Origin of the sequence: Streptomyces sp. NBC_00986, from assembly GCF_045162565.1 — a bacterium.
Lineage (GTDB): Bacteria > Actinomycetota > Actinomycetes > Streptomycetales > Streptomycetaceae > Streptomyces.
Genome location: NZ_CP108733.1, coordinates 9,967,329 through 9,987,615, shown reverse-complemented (window position 1 = coordinate 9,987,615; position 20,287 = coordinate 9,967,329). Strand labels below are relative to the sequence as shown.

Sequence of the window (20,287 nt, the reverse complement as noted above, 5' to 3'; positions counted from 1 at the left end):
ATGGCCGGACCGTAGGACGGCCTGGACCACGGGATCAGGCGGTGCTCACAAGAACGCAGCGCACGCCGGCGCCCTTGTCACCTGCTCGCAGAGAACCTCGCGGCGAACGGGAGGGTCAGGCGTCCTTGATCGTCGCGGTGACGGGTGTGCCGGTCTCGACGGTACGGCTGACCGTGCACAGCCGGTCGTGCGAGACGGTGACCGCCCGGGGCAGGATCGCCCGGGCCCGGTCCCCGACCTCGCCCTCCGGGAAGGTCACGGCGAAGGTGACCGCGAGGTCGGTCATCCGGTTCCCGAGGTCGTCGCTGACCTTGTTGCCGGTCACCGTGACGGTGAACCCGTCCGGCTCCGCGTGCCGGGTGGTCGCCACGTCGACGTCGGCGGCGGTGCAGCCCCCGATCGCGGCGAGCAGCAGCTCGACCGGGGTGAACTCGGTGCCGCCGCCGACTGCGGTACCGAAGTCGATCGTGCCGCCGCGGGCGTTGGTCGCGGTGAAGCGGCCGGGGCCGGTGCGGTCGACGGTGACGAGACGTTGGGGGTTATCGCTCATGGGGAGATCCTCGCAGAGCGCCCCCGGGAAGAGCGTGCACCGGTGCGGGCAGGACCTACGTGTGCTGCCCGCACCGGTCGGTTCAGGAGACCTGCGAGGCGTCGACCAGGACGACCCGGTGGTTGTACTGGATCGTGTAGTACTTGGCCGCGCCGGTGACATAGGTGTCGCCCGAGACGAAGAAGTCGTCGGCGCTGACCGCGGGTTGGGTGGCGACGTAGGCCTGGCCCGCCGGGAAGCCGTAGACGGTCAGGGGCTTCTGGGTGGACGGGGACAGGCCGGACGGGTACTCCGACGCCTGCGGGTAGCCGGAGCCGTAGAGGGTCGCGGCCTGGTCGCCGGAGTGGAGGATCTTCGCGCCCGGCGCGGCGCAGGTGTTGACGCCGCCGGGGTTGTAGAACCACACCTTCGCGCCGCTGAACCAGATGGCGGTCCAGTCACCGTCGACGTCGGCGACCACGAACTCCTGGCCGGCCTGGACGGTGCTGCCCCAGTCGTTGATCGAGTCGGTGCCGGCGGTCGCGCCGGGGTGGATGGCCGGGTCGGCGAACAGGGGCGCGTCCGCACTCGGAGCGGTGCGCACGGGAAGGAAGTTGGAGGGCGCGGTGCTCTCGGTGCAGGCGGTGGTGGCGCCCGTGGGGTCGTCGGCCGGGCAGACCTGGACGGTCTGGTCGTTGGTCGCGAACTCGGGGCTGATCGTGACCGCCGAACCCACCCTCGGGGCGTGCCGGGATGCGCTCTGCGCGTGGACCGCCCTCGTCGGGGCGACCATGTTCATGAACGCCGTCCAGTCCCAGTAGGGGCCGGGGTCCCAGTGCATGCCCCGCACGTAACTGTCCTGCGGGCCGGGCACGTTGTCGTGGCCGATGATGTGCTCGCGGTCGAGCGGGATGTCGTACTGCGCGGCGAGGTACTTCACCAGATCGGCCGTCGCCCGGTACTGCGCCTGCGAGTACCAGGTGGCGCCGTGCGCGGCGTAGCCCTCGTGCTCGATGCCGATCGAGTGCATGTTGAACCAGTAGTTGCCGGCGTGGAACGCGATGTCCTTGGTGTGCGCCATCTGCGTGACGGCCGCGTCCGAGGCCCGCATGACGTAGTGCGCCGAGTCGCCGGAGCCCACCGTCTGGAACGTCTTGATCGCGGCGTCGTAGGACGACTCGGTGTCGTGCAGGACGATGTACTTGATCTGCACGCCGTCAGCCGGGCGGCCCGCGACCTGCCCGTTGGAGGCGGCCGCGGCGAGGAAGGTGCAGTCGACCGTGGCGGGGCACTCGGTGTCGGTGGCCGTCGCGGCGGTCTTCAGCTTCAGTTCGGACAGCTGTCGGGTCTCGGGCTGAATCGCTCGCTGCGCCGCGAGGCGGACGTGCTGTCCGTCGACAGTCGTCCGCGAGGCGCCCGAGGACACGGTCTTGAAGACGCGGTCGGCGAAGAGCTGCGCGGCCTTCTTGTCGGAGGACTGGCTGTACTTGGCCACCGCGCCGTACCAGTCGGCCGGGTCGGTGGAGCTCTTGCCCGTCAACTTCCTTTGGTACGAGGCGAGTAGGGCGGCGCCAGCGCGGATGTTCTCGCGGTCGTCGGTGCGCAGTTTCGTCGCCGGGGTGTCGGTGAGCTTCGCCGCCGCGTCCAGGGTGTGCAGCGCCGGGTCCGACGTCAGCTCGGCGAGGTCACCTCGGCCTGCGGCGCCCGCCGCGCCCCCGGACACCATCGTGGCGGTGACGTCCGTCAGGTTCATCGGGCCGTATCCGCCCGAGGTGTTGTAGTGCCCGTCGTGGTCGTCCCACTGCGACTCCTGGTACGACACGGCCAGGAGCACGGGCAGCGGTACGCCGAACTCCTTGGCGGCGTCGGTGAAGGAGGCCTGCCGGTCGGCACCCGGGGTCTGGGCGGCCTGTGCCGTGGACGGCAGAACGGCGAAACAGCCCGCGGCCACGGCACCGCCGGCCAGGATCGCGGCCAGCACCTTCCGGGGTGATCTTCTACGCGAGGATTGCTGCAAGGCTCTTCCCTTGTGTGTGTTGCCCTGATGCAGACGTGCGGGGCGACGCCTGCCCGAACCACTGTGCGGAAGTTTCCAGCATCACCCACCGGACGTCACAACTCCCGCAACCGCCAAGCGAGTCGGCGCCTTCATCAGTGGTGTCACTGGCCTCGACGTCATCCGGCGCGGTCCGGTTGCGGGGCGGCGTCGGCCTGTCTCGGCGTGGTCGCGAATCCTGCGGTCGCCGACGCTGCGGCCTCCGACTCCGTCTGGATGACGGGGTGTTGCGGGGTCGGCCCGGACGGCGGAAAGCTCCGTACCACTGGATGACGGCCGGCTCGGACGATCCGCGCGATCGCGCCCTCGTCGAGGAGGACAACCCGACCGAGGCCGAGGTGTGCTCCGCGGCCTGATCGACTCCTCGCCGTCAACGCGGTCACCTGAACGAGGGCTTGGTCGTCCCGTTCCGTCCCTCAGCCGAGGAACGACAACCGAACCTGCCGGTCCGGGCTGTGGCGATTCGTATCCGCCGAACGTCGGCCCCGCCCTGTGGCCGGGCGGCGGCACCGACACGAAGCCACGGTGGCTGCGGCGGTCCGCCCCGGGACCTCTCGCGGGGCTAGTGTCCGTCGGGTGAGCACAGACGATGTGAACCGGCTCTGGACACGGTCCATGCCCGAGGCCTACGAACGCCACCTGGTGCCGGTCTTCTTCCGCCCCTTCGCCGCCGACCTGGCCGCCAGGGCGGCAGTGCTGCGCCCCCGCACGATTCTCGAACTCGCCGCCGGGACCGGGGCGTTGACCTCCGCCTTGCTCACCTCGGTCCCCACAGCCTCGGTGGTGGCGACCGACCTCAACGAAGCGATGGTCACCGCAGGATCGGCGCGGGAACCCCGTGCGGACTGGCGGCGGGCGGACGCCCAGGAACTGCCCTTCGAGGACGGCAGCTTCGACCTCGTCGTGTGCCAGTTCGGGGTGATGTTCTTCCCCGACAGACCCGCCGCCTACGCCGAGGTGCTCCGGGTCCTGGCCCCGCGGGGACGGTTCCTGTTCAACAGCTGGGGCCCGCTGGCCTCGCACGGATTCGGGGCCGCCTTCCAGACCGCCCTGGAACAGTCCATGCCCGACGGAGCACCCACGTTCCTGAAGGACGTGCCCCACGGCTACTCCGACCCGGCCGTTGTCACCGCGGATCTGGCGGCCGCCGGGCTGACTCCGGCCACCGCCGAGGAGATCACGCTGGAAGGCGTCGCGGAGTCGGCAGCCTCCATCGCCACCGGTTTCCTCACCGGCACACCGGTGAGCGCCGCCGTGCAGGCCCGCGAGGACGCGCAGGCCATCCAGGCCGCCGTCACACGGAAGATGACGGACCGACTCGGCACCGGCCCCGTGACGGCACCGATGACCGCGACCGTCTACACAGCGCACCGGTAGACAGAGCCCCGCCCAGCACAAGGGTTCGCGGGCCGGGATTGAAACCGTTCAACTCCCGCGCATCCACCTCACGTCCCGACTCCGCCCGCGCCGATCGCGAAGTAGCCGTGTCAGGAAAACAGTTGCACGACGATTGACCCCGGCCTCACCAGGCTCTACGTTACCCACGCCTCTCACAACTGAATCGATTCATCCCATTCCGTGCGAGTGAGGAGTCGTAGTGATCAGCAGGAGGAACATGCTCGCGGGCGCGGTCGCCACGGTCGCGGCAGCGACCGTCGACAGCGTGCCGGCGATGGCCGCGCCGGCATCCGGACAGGCCCAGGCGCAGGCAGGGACACAGGCACAGCGCGGCGGGCTGCGTGTCACGGTGCCGACGGTGGAGTACGTCCAGCACCCGCTGGGGATCGACGCGCAACGCCCCCGGCTGAGCTGGCCGTTGGCGTCCGACGGGGTGGGTGCGCGCCAGAGCGCCTACCAGATCCGCGTCGCCACCACCGCGTCGGGTCTGTCCCGCCCGGACGTCTGGGACAGCGGGAAGGTCACGTCCGGCGAGTCCGTCCTCGTGTCCTATGGAGGTCCTGGTCTCAAGCCCCGTACGCGCTATCACTGGTCGGTGCGCGTGTGGGACGCCGACGGGCACGTCTCCGGCTGGAGCGCGCCCTCGTGGTGGGAGACCGGACTGATGGACGCCGGGCAGTGGACCGCCGACTGGATCTCCGCACCGGCGGGCCTCGTGGACGCGCCGTCCTTCGAGGGCGGTTCCTGGATCTGGTTCCCCGAGGGCGATCCGACCAACAGCGTTCCGGCGGCCACCCGTTGGTTCCGCCATACCGCCCGACTGCCCGACGGGATCACGTCGGCGACGCTCGCCATCACCGCCGACAACGTATACGCCGTCTCCCTCAACGGAGTTGAGGTCGCCCACACCGACCTCGACACCGACAACGAGGACTGGAAGCGCCCGGCGGTGCTCGACGTACTGGACCACTTGCAGACCGGTGACAACGTTATCGCCGTCGTCGCCACCAACGCGACCGAAGGCCCGGCGGGACTCGTCGCCGCCCTTGTCGTCGGGACCGCCTCCGGTGAGCAGACCGTGTTCACCGACGCCTCCTGGAGGGCCACGGATCAGGAACCCGCCGACGGATGGCGGGAGTTGGGCTTCGACGACGGGTCCTGGCCGGCGGTCCGGGTGGCGGCGGCCTGGGGCGGTGGACCGTGGGGGCGGGTCGTCCCCGTGTCGTACGCCGTCACCCAACTGCGGCACGAATTCCGGCTGCCGCGCCGGAAGGTGTCCCGGGCCCGCCTGTACGCCACGGCGCTCGGCCTGTACGAGAGTCACCTCAACGGCAGCCGGGTGGGCCTCGACCAGCTCGCTCCCGGCTGGACGGACTACCGCACCCGCGTCCAGTACCGGACGTACGACGTCACCGAACTCCTGCGGCCCGGCGCCAACGCCATCGGGGCGTATCTGGCGCCCGGCTGGTACGCCGGCAACGTGGGTATGTTCGGGCCCGGCCAGTACGGTCAAGTCCCGGCGCTCCTGGCCCAGTTGGAGGTGGAGTACGCGGACGGGACGAGCGAGCGCATCGTGTCGGGCGCCGACTGGCGGGCCACTGCGGGGCCGATCGTCACCGCCGATCTCCTGAACGGCGAGACGTACGACGCCCGCAAGGAGACCTCTGGTTGGGCCTCACCCGGCTTCGACGACACGGGCTGGCTCGGCGTGCGGGGCATGGGTGGCGTCGGCGACTTCGGTCCCGACCTGATCGTCGCGCAGGTGGACGGTCCGGTGCGGGTGGAGCGGGAGCTGACACCGAAGACCGTGACCCAACCCAAGCCCGGCGTCCACGTGTTGGACCTGGGCCAGAACATGGTCGGCTCGGTGCGGCTGCGTGTGTCGGGCGACGCGGGCACGACCGTCCGGCTCAGACACGCCGAGGTCCTCAACCCCGACGGCACCGTCTACACCGCGAACCTGCGGACCGCGGCGGCGACCGACACGTACACCCTCAAGGGCGGCGGGAAGGAGGAGGTCTACGAGCCGCGCTTCACCTTCCACGGTTTCCGGTACGTCGAGGTGACCGGATTCCCCGGCACGCCCTCGGTGAGGACCGTCACCGGCCGCGTGATGCATACGTCCGCCCCCTTCACCCTCGACTTCGAGACCGACGTACCGATGCTCAACCAGCTGCACCACAACATCACTTGGGGCCAGCGCGGCAACTTCCTCTCCGTCCCGACCGACACCCCCGCGCGCGACGAACGCCTGGGCTGGACGGGAGACATCAACGTCTTCGCGCCCACGGCCGCGTACACGATGGAGTCGGCCCGCTTCCTGTCGAAGTGGCTCGTCGACCTTCGGGACTCCCGGACCGCGGAGGGCGCGTTCACGGACGTGGCGCCGATGGTCGGCACGGTCGGCAACGGCACGGCCGGCTGGGGCGACGCGGGTGTCACGGTCCCCTGGTCCCTCTACCAGGCGTACGGCGACCGCCAGGTCCTCGTGGACGCCTGGCCGTCCGTCCGGACCTGGCTGACGTACCTGGAGAAGAACAGCGACCAACTGCTGCGCCCGAACCAGGGATACGGCGACTGGCTGAACGTCGAGGACGAGACCCCCAAGGACGTCATCGCCACCGCGTACTTCGCGCACAGCGCCGACCTCGCGGCGCGGATGGCCGGGGAACTCGGCACGGACACCGCCCCCTACCTCGATCTCTTCGAGCGGATACGAACAGCCTTCCAGAACGCCTACGTCACCTCCGAAGGCAGGGTGAAGGGCGATACGCAGACGGCGTACGTCCTGGCGCTGTCGATGAACCTGCTCCCGGACGCGTCGCGAAAGCCCGCGGCCGACCGTCTGGTCGCCCTGATCGAGGCCAAGGACTGGCACCTGTCGACAGGATTCCTCGGCACTCCCCGGCTCCTGCCCGTCCTGACCGACACGGGCCACACCGACGTCGCCTACCGCCTCCTGCAACAGCGTTCGTTCCCCAGCTGGGGCTACCAGATCGACCGGGGCTCCACCACGATGTGGGAACGCTGGGACTCCATCCGGCCCGACGGCAGCTTCCAGGACGCGGGCATGAACTCCTTCAACCACTACGCCTACGGCTCGGTGGGGGAATGGATGTACACGAACATCGCCGGCATCTCGGCGGGCCGGCCCGGCTACCGCGAGATCGTCATCCGCCCCCGCCCCGGCGGCGCCGTCACCACCGCCCGCGCCACGTTCACCTCGGTCTACGGCCCCGTCTCCACCCGTTGGCGGCAGCGGTCCGACCGGTTCACGCTGACCTGCGCGGTGCCGCCCAACACGACCGCCGAGGTGTGGATCCCCACGTCCACCCCGGACGCGGTGACCCACACGCACGGGACCTACCTGCGCCAGGAGGACGACTGCGCGGTGTACCGGGTCGGCTCCGGCACCCACCGCTTCACCACCTGATCAAGGCGGTACGGCTGCCCGGAGCGGTCACCGGTCCGGGCAGCTCAACCTGAGGCGGCACCCGGAGATCGGAGACGGCATCAGGACCCCACAAGAAAGGTGAGGCGCACCTTCCGCTCGGGGTTGTCCCTGTTCGTGTCGACCAGACACACCGACTGCCACGTCCCCAACTCCAGCCGCCCGCCCACCACCGGCAGCGTCGCGTGCGGCGGTACGAAGGCCGGGAGGACGTGGTCGCGGCCGTGCCCGGGGCTGCCGTGGCGGTGCCGCCAGCGGTCGTCGGCGGGGAGGAGGGTGTGCAGGGCGGCGAGGAGGTCGTCGTCGCTGCCTGCGCCTGTCTCGAGGATCGCGATGCCCGCGGTGGCGTGGGGGACGAAGAGGTTGAGGAGGCCGTCGCGGCCGGCCGCCGCCTCTCTCAGGAACGCCTCGCAGTCGCGGGTGAGGTCCATGACCCGCTCCCTGGAACCGGTGGTGACGTTCAGGACGCGGGTGGTGAAGGCAGCAGACATGTCTCCATCCTGACCCATGCGGCGGGCTCGCCGTCCGCTTCGGGCCGCCCGGCCCGTGATACGAGGGGTCCAGTCCGCGAGACACCGTTGACCGTGGCACGCCATCTGACCTATTTTCGGCCGCATGTTGCGTTCAGTTCTGCTCACCACGCGCGGTCACATCGACCTGCTGCGGGTGGCCTCCGCCGCGTGTCGCCGCGGCTGCTGACGTCTTCTTCCGCCTCACCCCTTCCTTTCTCCCGCACTCCGTCGCGCCCGTTCACATCGCCGTGACGCGGCGGCGTTGAGGCATACCCCCTCCTCACCGGACGCTCTCCCCACCCGTGGAGCACCCATGAGCATCAGTCATGCACCGCCCGGTTCCTCCGGGCCCGACATATCCCCTATATCGACATCGAAGACCGACTCGGGCGATCCCGCTCCGCTCGATCTCGTCCCCCTCGTCCCCACCTCCTCGCGCCGCACCCGCGTACCCCGCTGGCTGCGCCGCACCACCGGCCCGCTCGTCCTGCTCGCGCTGTGGCAACTCCTGAGCAGTACAGGCGCGTTGACCTCCGACGTGCTCGCCTCGCCCGGGCGGATCGCCCAGGTCGGGTGGGACCTGATCGACAGTGGTTCACTGACCTCGGCCATGGCCACCTCGCTGCAACGGGTCGCTATCGGACTGCTCCTCGGTACGGTCATCGGCACCGGACTCGCCCTGGTCTCCGGCCTGTTCAGGGTCGGCGAGGACCTGGTCGACGCCCCCGTGCAGATGCTGCGGACCGTGCCCTTCGTCGGGCTGATCCCGCTGTTCATCATCTGGTTTGGCATCGGCGAGGCGCCGAAGGTCGCCATCATCACGCTCGGCGTGACCTTCCCGCTCTACCTCAACGTCTACGCCGGAATCCGGGGCGTGGACAGCCAGTTGATCGGGGCCGGCGAGTCGCTCGGGCTGTCCCGCTGGGGGCTCGTACGGCATGTGGTGCTGCCGGGCGCGCTGCCCAACGCGATGACCGGGCTCCGTTACTCCCTCGGCATCGCCTGGCTGGCGCTCGTCTTCGCCGAGCAGATCAACGCGGACGCCGGCATCGGCTTCCTCATGGTGCAGGCCCGGGACTTCCTGCAGACGGACGTGATCGTGGTCTGTCTGATCGTCTACGCCTTCCTCGGCCTGCTGGCCGACTTCCTCGTCCGCACCCTCGAAAGGCTGTTGCTGCAATGGCGACCGACGTTCACGGGCCGGTGACCACCTCATCGGCAACCCCATCGGCGGTGACCACGCAGGCGGTACGCGTCGAGGGGCTGACCCGTTCCTTCGACGGCCGCGCCGTCATCGACCAGCTCCAACTCGACGTACAGCAGGGCGAGTTCGTGGCGCTGCTCGGCCGCAGCGGCTGCGGCAAGTCCACGTTGCTGCGCATCCTCGCCGGGCTCGACCGGGACATCGAGGGCACCGTCCTCGTGCCACGCCGGAAGGCCGTCGCGTTCCAGGCGCCCCGGCTGATGCCGTGGAAGAAGGTGTGGCGCAACGTCCTGCTCGGGCTGCCCGGGAAGCCCGAACGGGCCGTGGCCGAACAGGCGTTGGCGGAGGTCGGGCTCGGGGACCATGCCGATGCGTGGCCCAAGACGCTGTCCGGTGGTGAGGCGCAGCGGGCCTCGCTGGCGCGCGCTCTGGTGCGCGAGCCCGATCTGCTGCTGCTCGACGAGCCGTTCGGGGCGCTCGACGCGCTGACCCGGATCAAGGCCCAGCGGTTGGTGGGCGAACTGTGGCAACGGCGGGGCTGCGCTGTCCTGTTGGTGACGCACGACGTCGAGGAGGCGGTGCTGCTCGCGGACCGGGTCCTGGTGATGGACGACGGCGTCATCGCGCACGAGCAGCGCATCGACCTGGACCGACCGCGCGACATCGCCGACCCCCGGTTCGCCGAACTGCGTGCCGGACTCCTGGAACGTCTCGGCGTCGACACCGCCGCCGAAGCCGCCTGAACTCCCCCACGCATCAACCCAGTTACCGAGAACGGAACCCCCATGCGACGACGTCTCGTCCCCGCCGCCCTGCTGCTCCCCCTCGCCCTCCTGCTCACCGCCTGCGGCGGGAACTCGGCCGCCGAGACCTCGACAGGCACCGACGGCAAGGGCTCCCTCACGCTCAACGTCGGTGACCAGAAAGGCGGTTCGGAGGCAGTGCTGCGGGCCGCCGGTGAACTCAAGAACCTGGACTACAAGATCAAGTGGTCCACGTTCACCTCCGGGCCGCCACTCCTGGAAGCCGTCAACGCCAAGGCCGTCGACATCGGCGGCGTCGGCAACACCCCGCCGGTGTTCGCGGCGGGCGCCGACTCGAAGATCAAGGTGGTGGCCGCCTGGCACGGCACGTCCAACGGTGACGCCGTCCTCGTACCGAAGGACTCGAAGCTGACCTCGCCCCAGCAACTCAAGGGCAAGTCCATCGCCGTGGCCCAGGGTTCGTCCGCGCACTTCCAGCTGGTCGCCTCCCTCAAGGCGGCCGGGCTCAGCATCGGCGACGTCAAGGTGAAGTACCTCCAACCGGCCGACGCCCTGGCCGCGTTCACCTCCGGCAAGGTCGACGCGTGGGCGGTGTGGGACCCGTACACCTCGCAGATCCTCCAGGCCAAGCAGGGCCGCGTCCTCACCACCGGCCAGGGCGTGACCAACGGCCTCACCTTCCAGGTGGCGGCGCCCGGCGCGCTGGCGGACAAGAAGAAGTCCGCCGCCATCAAGGACTACCTCGACCGGTTGCGCCGCGCCCAGACCTGGGTGTTCACGCATCAGGAGGAGTGGGCCAAGGTGTGGTCGAAGGACACCGGGCTGCCGTACGAGGTGGCGCTGGCGTCGGTGAAGCGGACCAACTCCACCCGGGTGTCGGTCGCCGTCGACAAGCCGCTCATCGCCTCCGAGCAGCAGATCGCGGACACCTTCACCCAACTCAAGCTGATCCCGCGGAAGGTGGACTTCGCCGACTTCGTGGACACGCGCTACAACGGCGACCTGCCGGCCTCCACCTCCGCCCCGCGCACCACGGGAGGTTCGTGACATGGGCGTGCGTCTGCACTGGTTCCTGCCGACCGGCGGCGACGGCCGTACGCTCGTCGACCGGCATGCCTACGGGCCCAACCGTGCCGGGGCGGTTCGCGGGGTGCGTCCGCCGGACATCGAGTACCTCGCCCAAATCGCCAAGGCCGCCGAGCAGTTGGGCTTCGAGGCGGTGCTGACACCGACCGGCACGTGGTGCGAGGATGCCTGGCTGACGACGGTCGCGCTCGCGCAGCACACCGAGCGGCTGAAGTTCCTGGTGGCGTTCCGGCCGGGGGTGATCTCGCCGACGCTGGCCGCGCAGATGGCGGCGACCTATCAACGGGTCACGCGTGGGCGGCTGTTGCTCAACGTCGTCACCGGTGGCGACTCGGCCGAGCAGCGCCGCTTCGGTGACCATCTCGGCCACGACCAGCGGTATGCCCGGACGGACGAGTTCCTGTCGGTCGTACGAGGAGTGTGGCGGGGAGAGCCGTACGACTTCGACGGTGTCCACTACCAGGTCGAAGGCGGGCTGACCGCGCTGCCGCCCGATCCGGTGCCGCAGGTGTTCTTCGGCGGGTCGTCGGCGGCGGCCGGGCCGGTGGCCGCCCGGCATGCGGACGTGTATCTCACCTGGGGAGAACCGCCGGCGCAGGTCAAGGAGAAGATCGACTGGATTCGCGGGCTCGCCGAGCGGGAGGGGCGGGACGTACGGTTCGGGGTGCGGCTGCACACCATCTCGCGGGACACGTCGGCGGAGGCGTGGGCGACCGCGAACCGGCTGCTCGACGACCTCGACGCGGACACGATCGCGGCAGCGCAGGCTGCGCTCGGACGCAGTGAATCGGTGGGCCAGCAGCGGATGTTGGCCCTGCACGGCGGTTCGCGGGACGAGCTGGAGATCCACCCGAACCTGTGGGCGGGGGTCGGTCTCGTCCGGGGTGGCGCGGGCACCGCGCTCGTGGGCAGTCATGCCGAGGTGGCCGATCTCATCGAGGAGTACCACTCGCTGGGTGTCGAGCACTTCGTGCTGTCCGGGTATCCGCATCTGGAGGAGGCGTACTGGTTCGGCGAGGGCGTGATTCCCGAGCTGGCGGCACGCGGGCTGGTCGAGGGGAGGACGAAGGGCGGCCTGCCGTTGCTCGTGAGCAGCGGGCGCTGAGGGGGCGGGAAGATCCACGGCCCCGGTGCTGTTCGTACAAACGTGAACAACACGCGTGAGGTCGACGTGGTCGTCATAGGCGCCGGGCAGGCAGGACTCGCCGGCGCCTATCACCTGCGACGCACCGGTTTCGAGCCGGAGCGCGACTTCGTGGTGCTGGACCACGCGCCCGCGCCGGGCGGGGCCTGGCAGTTCCGGTGGCCGTCGCTGACGTACGGCAAGGTGCACGGGATGCACGCGCTGCCGGGCATGGAACTCACGGACGCCGATCCGGCCCGCCCGTCCGCCGAGGTGATCGCCGAGTACTTCGCCGCGTACGAGCGCGCCTTCGACCTCCGGGTGCGGCGGCCGGTGGACGTGAAGGCCGTGCGGGAGGGCGTGGACGGGCGGCTGCTCGTCGAGACGTCGGACGGGTCGGACGGTACGTGGTCGACGCGGGCGCTGATCAACGCGACGGGGACGTGGGACCGGCCGTTCTGGCCGCGCTATCCGGGTCAAGAGACGTTCCGGGGGCGGCAGTTGCACACCGCGCAGTATCCGGGGCCCGAGGAGTTCGCCGGGTTGCGGGTGGTCGTGGTGGGCGGGGGCGCGTCGGGCACGCAGCATCTGATGGAACTCGCCCCGTACGCGGCCGCGACGACCTGGGTGACCCGGCGTCCGCCGGTGTTCCGGGACGAACCCTTCACCGAGGACGTGGGCCGGGCGGCCGTCGCGCTGGTGGAGGAGCGGGTACGGCAGGGGCTGCCGCCGAAGAGCGTCGTCTCCGTGACCGGGCTGCCGCTGAACGACGCGATCCGGCAGGCGATCGCGGACGGGGTCCTGGACCGGCAGCCGATGTTCGACCGGATAACGCCCGACGGGGTGGACTGGAACGACGGCCGGCATGTGGACGCCGATGTCATCCTGTGGGCCACCGGCTTCCGGGCCGCGATCGACCACCTGGCACCGCTGAAGCTGCGCGAGCCGGGTGGGGGTATCCGCGTCGAGGGGACGCGGGCGGTCGCCGATCCGCGGGTCCATCTGGTCGGGTACGGACCGTCGGCGAGCACCATCGGCGCGAACCGGGCGGGGCGTGCGGCCGTACGGGACATCAGGCGGCTGTTGGCCGGGGAGCCGGTGGCGGTCTGAGGTCGTTCTGGCGGGGTCGCTTCACGGGCGGGGCGAAGGTGCCGCGACGCGCGAGCGGTGAGGTTTTACGATCCCGTTCCAGCTTGTTTCGGGCATGGCAGAACTGGACAGCTCCGGCCGGCCAAGGGTCTTTTTGAGGGGCGCGAGGCTGTGACATTAGCGGCTCCGCCGCGGGGCGCGACCAGCCACAGCGAACCCGCCAACGAAATACAAGGCACCCACCCCCGCGACACATCAGGCGGCGCCGGCGGGAAAGCCGAGCGCCGCCCTACGGCATCCCGCCCGGGTCATTTCGTGGGCGACGCGGTGCTCTTCTGGGCCGCGTTGAACTCGGCGACGTTGCGCTGGTGTTCCTCGTAGGTGGCCGCGAAGCGGGTGTCGCCGGGCTTGACCGTGACGAAGTACAGCCAGTCGCCCGGGGGCGGGTTGATCGCGGCGCGCATCGCGTCCTCGCCCGGGTTGTCGATCGGGGTCGGGGGCAGGCCCATGCGCTGGTAGGAGTTGTAGGGACTGTCCAGGCGGGTGTCGCTGCTCGTGGTCTTCAACGTGGCGCGGTTCAGCGCGTAGTTGATGGTGGAGTCCATCTGCAGCGGCATGCCGCGCTCCAGGCGGTTGAAGATGACCCGGGCCACCTTCCCCATGTCGGCCGGGGAGGCCGCCTCGGCCTGCACGATGCTCGCGATGGTGACGGCCTGATAGACGTTCATCGCGTTGCGCTGGGCGCCGGCCGCGACCGGGGCGCCGTTGAACTTCTTGTTGGCCGTGTTGACCATGAACGACAGGAGCGACGCGGGCGTCGACTTCTTCTCCAGCGGATACGTCGCCGGGAAGAGATAGCCCTCGGGGTTGCCCTCCGCGTCGTTCGGCAGCTTCAGGCCGGCTTTCGCGATCGACTTCTTCGTGGTCCCGACCGGCAGCGCGAGGACCTTGTCCACCGCTTCGTAGATCTGGCCCGAGCGCCAGCCCTCCGGGATCACCAGGGACGTGGGACGTGTGTCCCCCTCGCTCTCCAGGCTCAGCAGCGGCACCGCCACGGCGGTGCCGGCCACGACGGCCCCCGTCGCGATGAGGGCGACCCGGCCCCTGCGGGTCAGTCGAATCGTGCTCCGTGGCGGAGTGTTCATCTGCATGCGGGCACGGTAACCCGCATATCGTCACAAACCCGGCATATCTTCAGCTTGTCGGTTCCAGTTGGGCATCCCGGCGTACGAGGGCCGCGTACCGCCCGTCCTGATCGAGCAGTTCCTCGTGCGTACCCCGCTCCGCGACCTGCCCGGAGTCGAGGACCACTATCTGGTCGGCGCTGCGGATGGTGGACAGCCGGTGGGCGATGGTGAGCGTGGTGCGGTTGGCCGACAGGGCGTCGATGGCGTCCTGGACGGCGGCCTCGGTGCGGTTGTCCAGCGCGCTGGTCGCCTCGTCCAGGATGAGGACCGGCGGGTCGCGCAGGATCGTGCGGGCGATGGCCAGGCGCTGCTTCTCACCGCCGGAGAACCGGTGGCCGCGCTCGCCGACGATCGTGTCGTACCCGTCGGCCAGGCCCGCGATGTGCTCGTGGATCTGCGCCGCGCGCGCCGCCGTGTACAGCTCCTCGTCGGTCGCGTCCGGCTTGGCGAAGCGGAGGTTCTCGGCGACCGTGGCATGGAAGAGGTACGTCTCCTGGGAGACGACGCCGACGGCACGCGCGAGCGTGTCGAAGTCCAGGTCGCGGACGTCGACCCCGTCGAGGGTGACCCGGCCGCCCGTCACGTCGTAGAGCCGGGGCACGAGATAGCCGAGGGTCGACTTTCCGGCGCCGGTCGGGCCGACGATCGCGAGGCTGTTGCCCGCGGGGACGGTGATGTCGATGCCGTCGAGTATCGCCCCGCTCTTGTCGTCGTAGTGGAACTCGACGTCCTCGAAGCGGACTTCGCCCTTGATGGTGTCGAGGTGGACCGGGTTCTCGCGCTCGGTGATGTCGATCGGGAGGTCGAGGTACTCGAAGATGCGGGCGAAGAGCGCCAGCGAGGTCTGGATCTGCACGCCGGTCGACAGCAGGCTGACGGCCGGGCGGAACAGGCCCTGCTGGAGCGAGACGAAGGCGACGATCGTGCCGATCGACGCGTCCGGGCCACCCAGGTGGAGGGTCATGCCGGCCGTCCAGTAGATGACGGCGGGCATCGCGGCCATGACGATCGAGATGACGGCCATGCGCCAGCGCCCGGCCATGTTCGACCGGACCTCGAGGTCGACCAGCCCCTCGGACTCCTCGGAGAAGGAGCGGGTGAGCGAGTCGGAGCGGCCCATTGTGCGGCCGAGCAGGATGCCGCTGACGGACAGCGACTCGGTGACCGTGGCGGCCATCTCGGCCATCTGCCGCTGGCGCTGCGTGGCGATCTTCTTGCGTTCGTTGCCGACGCGGCGGCTGATCCACACGAAGACCGGCAGCAGCAGCAGCGAGACGACGGTCAGCCGCCAGTCCAGGGCGATCATGGCGATGATCGTGGCGACCACGCTGGTGAGGTTCGAGACCAGGGAGGTGGCCGTGGAGGTGACGGTGGCCTGCATGCCGCCGATGTCGTTGGCTATGCGGGACTGGACCTCGCCCGTGCGGGTCCGGGTGAAGAAGGCGAGCGACATGCGCTGCAGGCGGCCGTAGACCGCTGTGCGCAGGTCGTGCATGACGCGCTGGCCGACCGTCGTGGAGATGAGGGTCTGCAGCACACCGAAGATGCTGGTCAGGACGGCGCTCAGGATCATGCCGAGCGCGAGCAGGCTCAGCAGGCCCGTGCGGTTCTGCGGGATGGCGACGTCCAGCGTCTCCTTCAGCAGGAACGGGGTCGCCACGGTGACCAGGGACGCGGCGCCGACCAGGAGGCCGACGACCGCGAGCCGGGCGCGGTAGGGCTTGAAGAGCTTGAGGATGCGGCGCACCTGCCGGGGCTGGTCGGTCGAGGTGCCGGGGGACGGTGTCCAGTTGATGTCGTCGCGGGGCATGGTCTCCTACGGATGGTGAGGCGATCAGGACTGGTCAAGCGCTCAGAGCTCGTGGAGCGATGAGGCTTGGTGGAGCATAGCTCATTGTTACCTATACTCACAATGAACCAGGTCCTGATATTGTTCCCGTATGACCACCCCCGATTCCGACGGCCTGCTCGCGGAGCAGCTGCTGCGGCTCACGCGCCGGGTGCACCGCATCCAGAAGCGCCATCTGGAGCAGCGCGACCTCGGCATCACCCCCGCCCAGTCCCGCCTGCTGCGCACCCTCGCGCACTTCGACGCCCCGCCACGCATGGCCGACCTCGCCGAGCGCCTCGAAGTGGTACCGCGCGCCGTGACGACGCTGGTCGACGGGCTGGAGGCGAGCGGCAAGGTGCGGCGGGTGCCCGATCCGTCCAACCGCCGGGTGATCCGGATCGAGATCACGGACGACGGCCGCAAGGCGCTGAGCGAGTTGCGGGGCGCGCGGCGGGGGGCGGCGGACGAGATTCTGGCGCCGCTCACGGACGTGGAGCGCGAGGTGCTGCGGGCGTTGCTGGACACGTTGGTGGACGGGGCGCCCGGTGCGCATGAGGGGCATGGCGCCCATGCGGCGCACGAGGGGCACGGGCACGGGCGTTCCTGCTGACCCGGGTCGGGGCTGCCGCCAAGGCCAAGCTGTCGCCGGAGACCCGGCTCGCGTCCAGGCTGCCGTCGAAGACCGGGCTCGCGTCACTCCGGCCAGTTCGAGGCCTTGATGCGCTCGACGAAGTCACCGCGCACGAAACCGGGTACGAAGTGCTCCAGCACGTCCGCCTTGATGTTGCCGAACGTGGTCTCGGGGCGGTCCTTGATGCCCTCGGTGAAGGCGGCGAGGATCCCGTTCTTGAAGTCCGGGCGGGGGTGTGCCGCCACGACGGCCGCGCGCTGCTCGTCGGAGACGGCGTCGTAGCCGATGCCCACGACGTCCAGCCCCACACCCCGGTTGACCAGGGCGATCTCGGCCGCCATGTGCAAGGGGATCTCCTGCGTGGTGTGCAGGGCGATGCTCGCCCAGACCCGGTCGGCCGGCTCGCCGGTGATGCCGTGCCCGTGCAGGAACCGGCGCGCCTCGTCGGCGCCGTCGATCTCGAAGCGCTGGTCGGTGCGGCGGAACTTCTCGGTGAGCCCGAGGTCGTGGAACATCGCGGCCACGTAGAGCAGTTCGGGGTCGTAGTCGAGCCCCTGCTCCCGGCCGCGCAGGGCGCCCCACAGGAACACCCGCCGCGAGTGGTCGAACAGCAACGGCGACGCGGCCTCGCGCACCAGCTCGGTCGTCTCCCGCACGAGGGCGGTGTCCGGGATCTCCACGCCTGCGATCACTTCACTCATCGTTCTTGCCTCTCCTGGATGCCATTGGCTGCCGTATGCCTCCAGGATCGTCGGCGGCGTACGCTGGGGCCATGTCCTCACAGCCAGGAAAACCACAGATTCGGACATGCCTTCAGGCGCGGCTCCAGAGGTGGCTTCCGGCATGACGCACCGGGTCGGATTCCTCGTCTTCGACGGCGTGACCATGCTCGACGTCAGCGGCCCCGCCGAGGTGCTGCACCAGTCGGGCAAGCTCGGCCACCCCTACGAGCTGGTGCTGGTCTCGCCCCGCGGCGGCACGGTGACCGCCTCGAACGGGCTGACGCTGACCGGTACGGTGACCGCAGCCAAGGCCGGTACGGTCGATACCGTCATCGTCGCCGGAGGTGATCGGCTGGCCCAACTGCCCGCCGAGGAAGGGCTGTTGACCGCGACCCGTACCCTCACCGAGCACGCGGCCCGGGTCACGTCGGTCTGCACGGGCGCCTTCGTCCTCGCCCAACTCGGCCTGCTGGACGGGCGGTCGGCCACGACCCACTGGCGGCACGCCGAGACGCTCGCCCGCCGTTACCCCCGGGTGCGCGTCGAGCCGGACGCCATCCACATCCGCGACGGGCACTTCGTCACCTCGGCGGGCATCAGCGCCGGAATCGACCTGGCGCTCGCCCTCGTCGAGGACGACCACGGCGCGGACGTGGCCCGGGACATCGCGCGCGAGTTGGTCGTCTTCATGCAACGCCCGGGCGGCCAGTCGCAGTTCTCCACCGCGACCGCCACCCCTCCACCGCGCACCGATCCGCTACGGTCGCTGATCGCCTCGGTGTTGGCGGACCCGGCCGCCGACCACAGCCTGCCCGCCATGGCGGCGACCGTGGCCGTCAGCCCCCGCCACCTGACCCGACTCTTCCGTACCGAACTCGGTACCACGCCCGCCCGTTGGGTCGAACGGGTCCGTCTCGACCGCGCCCAGCATCTCCTCCTCGAAGGCCACAGCGTCACCTCCGCGGCGCACCACAGCGGCCTGGGTACCGACGAGACCCTCCGCCGCGCCTTCGCCCGCCACTTGGACACGACGCCGACGCACTATCGCAGTCGGTTCGCCAGTACGCGCGCGCAGTCGCCGACACCGTGACTCACTGGTGGCACTTCACGCCCCCGTCGACCGCGTTCCCTTCACCAACGCGGCCAGGATGCGCGTCAGTTGGGGCTCGACGTCGACCAGCGCATGCGCCAACTCGGGGCGGGATTCGTAGAGCGTTCCGAGGCGGGTACCAGGGGCGGCCATCCGCAACAGCGCCCCGGCCATGCTCGTCGCCGTGGAGATCACATCGATGGCCGAACGCTCGGCGATCGCGAGCACTCGGCACAACTCGGCCACCAACGAGGCCACTTCGCCGAGTACGACCGTCTTGAACTCGTACACCGAGTCGAGTGAGACGTTGGTTGCTCTCGAGGTTCAACGGCGCCTGAGCCAGCAGGTCGCAGAAGAACGGCCGCGCGACAAGTGTCCGCGCGATGACGGCCGCGACCGTGTCGGGGTCGGTGGCGTCGCCGGTGAGTTCGCTCAACCGCGCGCGGAGCACCGCCGGCCAGTCCTCCCGGCCTTCGGCGGTCAGCGCCAGGAAGATCTGCTCCCGGGTCTCGAAGTACCGCAGCATCGCGAACTTGCGTATCCCCACGGCGGCGGCGATGTCCGTGAGGGTGACCTCCGCACGCTGCGTTCGACGCCGAGGGATCTGGCGGCGTCGAGGATCGCCCGCTCGCACTACCGATTGGACATAGCGCAACGCGGTTGCACTAATAACGAAATGGTGTTTCGCTAGACCCATGGCTCAGACATGGTTCATCACCGGTTCGTCCCGCGGCTTCGGCCGCAACCTCACCGTCGCGGCCCTGGAGGCCGGCGACCAGGTCGTCGCGACGGCACGCAAGCCGGAGCAGCTGGACGACCTCGCGGAGAAGTACGGCGACCGCATACTCCCCGTCGCGCTCGACGTCACCGACCGAACGGCCGCAACGGCGGCTCTGCAGTCGGGAGTTGACCGCTTCAGTGGGATCGACGTGGTCGTCAACAACGCCGGGTACGCCAACCTCTCCCCGGTCGAGACGACCCCCGAGGACGACTTCCGCCGACAGTTCGACACGAACTTCTGGGGCGTCTACAACGTCTCGACGGCCGCGATCCCGTTCCTGAGGGCGCGGGGCGCGGGCACGGTCGTACAGTTCTCGTCCGTCGGCGGCCGGGTCGGCGGGAATCCCGGGCTCGGCTCGTACCAGGCCGCGAAGTTCGCGGTCGACGGCTTCACGCGCGTGCTCGCGGCCGAGACCGCGCCGTTCGGCATCAGGTACCTCGTCGTGGAACCGGGCGGGTTCGCGACCGACTGGGCCGGTTCGTCGATGCAGATCCCGGAGGTGGCACCGGAGTACGACGAGACCGTCGGCGCGATGATCCGCCTCCTCGACGGTCCCGTGACCGCCGCGGGCGACCCGAAGCGCGCCGGGGAGATCCTGGTCCGCATCGTCAAGCAGCCGAACCTCCCCTCCCACCTCCTCCTGGGAGTCGTCGCCGTGGAGATGGCGCAGAACTACTCACGCGACCAGATCGCCGAGGCGGCCGCATGGGAGGCGGTGAGCCGCTCGGCCGACTTCGACCAGGACTACCCGGTCGACCTCCCGTAGCCACGACAACGGGCCGCGACTCCCCCACCGTAGAGACGAAGCAGGAGCCGCAGCCCGCGACGGTGAA

Annotated in this window: 17 protein-coding genes and 1 pseudogene; 11 read left to right on the top strand and 7 right to left on the bottom strand. The window is 70.0% G+C overall.

Annotated elements, in window-relative coordinates:
* Nucleotides 1-115: 115 nt before the first annotated feature.
* The gene (locus tag OG504_RS44820) at nt 116-550 is read right to left on the bottom strand and encodes an OsmC family protein (RefSeq protein ID WP_405994902.1); all 435 of its coding nucleotides are present in this window, start codon (nt 548-550) and stop codon (nt 116-118) included.
* Between the two features lie 82 nt (nt 551-632).
* A complete protein-coding gene (locus OG504_RS44815; protein ID WP_405994901.1) occupies nt 633-2,546 on the bottom strand; it encodes an N-acetylmuramoyl-L-alanine amidase in 1,914 nt (637 codons plus the stop codon).
* A gap of 654 nt (nt 2,547-3,200) precedes the next feature.
* On the opposite strand from OG504_RS44815, the gene OG504_RS44810 reads away from it, so the two are divergent.
* Both OG504_RS44810 and OG504_RS44805 read left to right on the top strand, forming a co-directional pair.
* Nucleotides 3,201-3,962 (top strand): class I SAM-dependent methyltransferase, encoded by a 762-nt coding sequence (locus OG504_RS44810; protein WP_405996588.1) that lies wholly within the window; start codon nt 3,201-3,203, stop codon nt 3,960-3,962.
* Nucleotides 3,963-4,182: 220 nt separating this feature from the next.
* Nucleotides 4,183-7,416 (top strand): alpha-L-rhamnosidase, encoded by a 3,234-nt coding sequence (locus tag OG504_RS44805; protein WP_405994900.1) that lies wholly within the window; start codon nt 4,183-4,185, stop codon nt 7,414-7,416.
* A gap of 80 nt (nt 7,417-7,496) precedes the next feature.
* Here the strand turns inward: OG504_RS44805 and OG504_RS44800 are convergent, their stop codons facing one another.
* Nucleotides 7,497-7,925 carry a secondary thiamine-phosphate synthase enzyme YjbQ gene (locus tag OG504_RS44800; protein ID WP_405994899.1) on the bottom strand — a complete coding sequence of 143 codons (429 nt, stop codon included), beginning with the start codon at nt 7,923-7,925 and terminating at the stop codon, nt 7,497-7,499.
* A 124-nt stretch (nt 7,926-8,049) separates the two neighbouring features.
* On the opposite strand from OG504_RS44800, the gene OG504_RS44795 reads away from it, so the two are divergent.
* The 6 genes from OG504_RS44795 (at nt 8,050) to OG504_RS44770 (ending at nt 13,233) form a co-directional block, all read left to right on the top strand.
* Complete coding sequence (locus OG504_RS44795) at nt 8,050-8,133, top strand: putative leader peptide (protein ID WP_350495123.1); 84 nt, start codon at nt 8,050-8,052, stop codon at nt 8,131-8,133.
* 126 nt (nt 8,134-8,259) lie between these two features.
* Entirely contained in the window at nt 8,260-9,153 is an 894-nt protein-coding gene (locus OG504_RS44790) for an ABC transporter permease (protein ID WP_405994898.1), read from the top strand.
* On the top strand, nt 9,126-9,893 hold the full coding sequence (locus OG504_RS44785) for an ABC transporter ATP-binding protein (RefSeq protein ID WP_405994897.1): 768 nt from the start codon (nt 9,126-9,128) through the stop codon (nt 9,891-9,893). Before OG504_RS44790 ends, OG504_RS44785 begins: the two co-directional genes overlap by 28 nt.
* Before the next feature lie 42 nt (nt 9,894-9,935).
* A complete protein-coding gene (locus tag OG504_RS44780; RefSeq protein ID WP_405994896.1) occupies nt 9,936-10,961 on the top strand; it encodes an ABC transporter substrate-binding protein in 1,026 nt (341 codons plus the stop codon).
* Nucleotide 10,962: 1 nt separating this feature from the next.
* Nucleotides 10,963-12,105, top strand: coding sequence for an LLM class flavin-dependent oxidoreductase (locus OG504_RS44775; protein ID WP_405994895.1), 1,143 nt, complete (start codon nt 10,963-10,965; stop codon nt 12,103-12,105).
* A gap of 42 nt (nt 12,106-12,147) precedes the next feature.
* The gene (locus tag OG504_RS44770; protein WP_405994894.1) at nt 12,148-13,233 is read left to right on the top strand and encodes an NAD(P)-binding domain-containing protein; all 1,086 of its coding nucleotides are present in this window, start codon (nt 12,148-12,150) and stop codon (nt 13,231-13,233) included.
* Between the two features lie 287 nt (nt 13,234-13,520).
* On the opposite strand, the gene mltG is transcribed toward OG504_RS44770, so the two are convergent.
* Nucleotides 13,521-14,363: an endolytic transglycosylase MltG gene (gene mltG, locus OG504_RS44765; RefSeq protein WP_405994893.1), complete on the bottom strand. Its 843-nt coding sequence runs from the start codon at nt 14,361-14,363 to the stop codon at nt 13,521-13,523.
* A gap of 43 nt (nt 14,364-14,406) precedes the next feature.
* Complete coding sequence (locus OG504_RS44760; RefSeq protein WP_405994892.1) at nt 14,407-16,209, bottom strand: ABC transporter ATP-binding protein; 1,803 nt, start codon at nt 16,207-16,209, stop codon at nt 14,407-14,409.
* Nucleotides 16,210-16,339: 130 nt separating this feature from the next.
* Between OG504_RS44760 and OG504_RS44755 the strand changes: the two genes are divergently transcribed.
* The gene (locus OG504_RS44755) at nt 16,340-16,840 is read left to right on the top strand and encodes a MarR family winged helix-turn-helix transcriptional regulator (RefSeq protein WP_405994891.1); all 501 of its coding nucleotides are present in this window, start codon (nt 16,340-16,342) and stop codon (nt 16,838-16,840) included.
* 83 nt (nt 16,841-16,923) lie between these two features.
* Here OG504_RS44755 and OG504_RS44750 read toward each other — a convergent pair whose 3' ends face one another.
* A complete protein-coding gene (locus OG504_RS44750; RefSeq protein ID WP_405994890.1) occupies nt 16,924-17,562 on the bottom strand; it encodes an HD domain-containing protein in 639 nt (212 codons plus the stop codon).
* A gap of 142 nt (nt 17,563-17,704) precedes the next feature.
* Here OG504_RS44750 and OG504_RS44745 point away from each other — a divergent pair, with 142 nt between their 5' ends.
* The gene (locus OG504_RS44745; RefSeq protein WP_405994889.1) at nt 17,705-18,673 is read left to right on the top strand and encodes a GlxA family transcriptional regulator; all 969 of its coding nucleotides are present in this window, start codon (nt 17,705-17,707) and stop codon (nt 18,671-18,673) included.
* A 15-nt stretch (nt 18,674-18,688) separates the two neighbouring features.
* Here the strand turns inward: OG504_RS44745 and OG504_RS44740 are convergent.
* Nucleotides 18,689-19,303 (bottom strand): annotated as a pseudogene (locus OG504_RS44740) (TetR family transcriptional regulator); the annotation flags it as partial.
* A 65-nt stretch (nt 19,304-19,368) separates the two neighbouring features.
* Here OG504_RS44740 and OG504_RS44735 point away from each other — a divergent pair.
* The gene (locus OG504_RS44735; protein WP_405994888.1) at nt 19,369-20,220 is read left to right on the top strand and encodes an SDR family NAD(P)-dependent oxidoreductase; all 852 of its coding nucleotides are present in this window, start codon (nt 19,369-19,371) and stop codon (nt 20,218-20,220) included.
* Nucleotides 20,221-20,287: the final 67 nt, after the last annotated feature.

What these genes read in the sequence shown, in the direction of transcription:
- OG504_RS44760 (WP_405994892.1), bottom strand. Translation starts at nt 16,209, where the DNA reads ATGCCCCGCGACGACATCAACTGGACACCGTCCCCCGGCACCTCGACC.
- OG504_RS44775 (WP_405994895.1), top strand. Translation starts at nt 10,963, where the DNA reads ATGGGCGTGCGTCTGCACTGGTTCCTGCCGACCGGCGGCGACGGCCGT.
- OG504_RS44820 (WP_405994902.1), bottom strand. Translation starts at nt 550, where the DNA reads ATGAGCGATAACCCCCAACGTCTCGTCACCGTCGACCGCACCGGCCCC.
- OG504_RS44745 (WP_405994889.1), top strand. Translation starts at nt 17,705, where the DNA reads ATGACGCACCGGGTCGGATTCCTCGTCTTCGACGGCGTGACCATGCTC.
- mltG (WP_405994893.1), bottom strand. Translation starts at nt 14,363, where the DNA reads ATGCAGATGAACACTCCGCCACGGAGCACGATTCGACTGACCCGCAGG.
- OG504_RS44785 (WP_405994897.1), top strand. Translation starts at nt 9,126, where the DNA reads ATGGCGACCGACGTTCACGGGCCGGTGACCACCTCATCGGCAACCCCA.
- OG504_RS44735 (WP_405994888.1), top strand. Translation starts at nt 19,369, where the DNA reads ATGGCTCAGACATGGTTCATCACCGGTTCGTCCCGCGGCTTCGGCCGC.
- OG504_RS44780 (WP_405994896.1), top strand. Translation starts at nt 9,936, where the DNA reads ATGCGACGACGTCTCGTCCCCGCCGCCCTGCTGCTCCCCCTCGCCCTC.
- OG504_RS44790 (WP_405994898.1), top strand. Translation starts at nt 8,260, where the DNA reads ATGAGCATCAGTCATGCACCGCCCGGTTCCTCCGGGCCCGACATATCC.
- OG504_RS44800 (WP_405994899.1), bottom strand. Translation starts at nt 7,925, where the DNA reads ATGTCTGCTGCCTTCACCACCCGCGTCCTGAACGTCACCACCGGTTCC.
- OG504_RS44795 (WP_350495123.1), top strand. Translation starts at nt 8,050, where the DNA reads ATGTTGCGTTCAGTTCTGCTCACCACGCGCGGTCACATCGACCTGCTG.
- OG504_RS44750 (WP_405994890.1), bottom strand. Translation starts at nt 17,562, where the DNA reads ATGAGTGAAGTGATCGCAGGCGTGGAGATCCCGGACACCGCCCTCGTG.
- OG504_RS44810 (WP_405996588.1), top strand. Translation starts at nt 3,201, where the DNA reads ATGCCCGAGGCCTACGAACGCCACCTGGTGCCGGTCTTCTTCCGCCCC.
- OG504_RS44755 (WP_405994891.1), top strand. Translation starts at nt 16,340, where the DNA reads ATGACCACCCCCGATTCCGACGGCCTGCTCGCGGAGCAGCTGCTGCGG.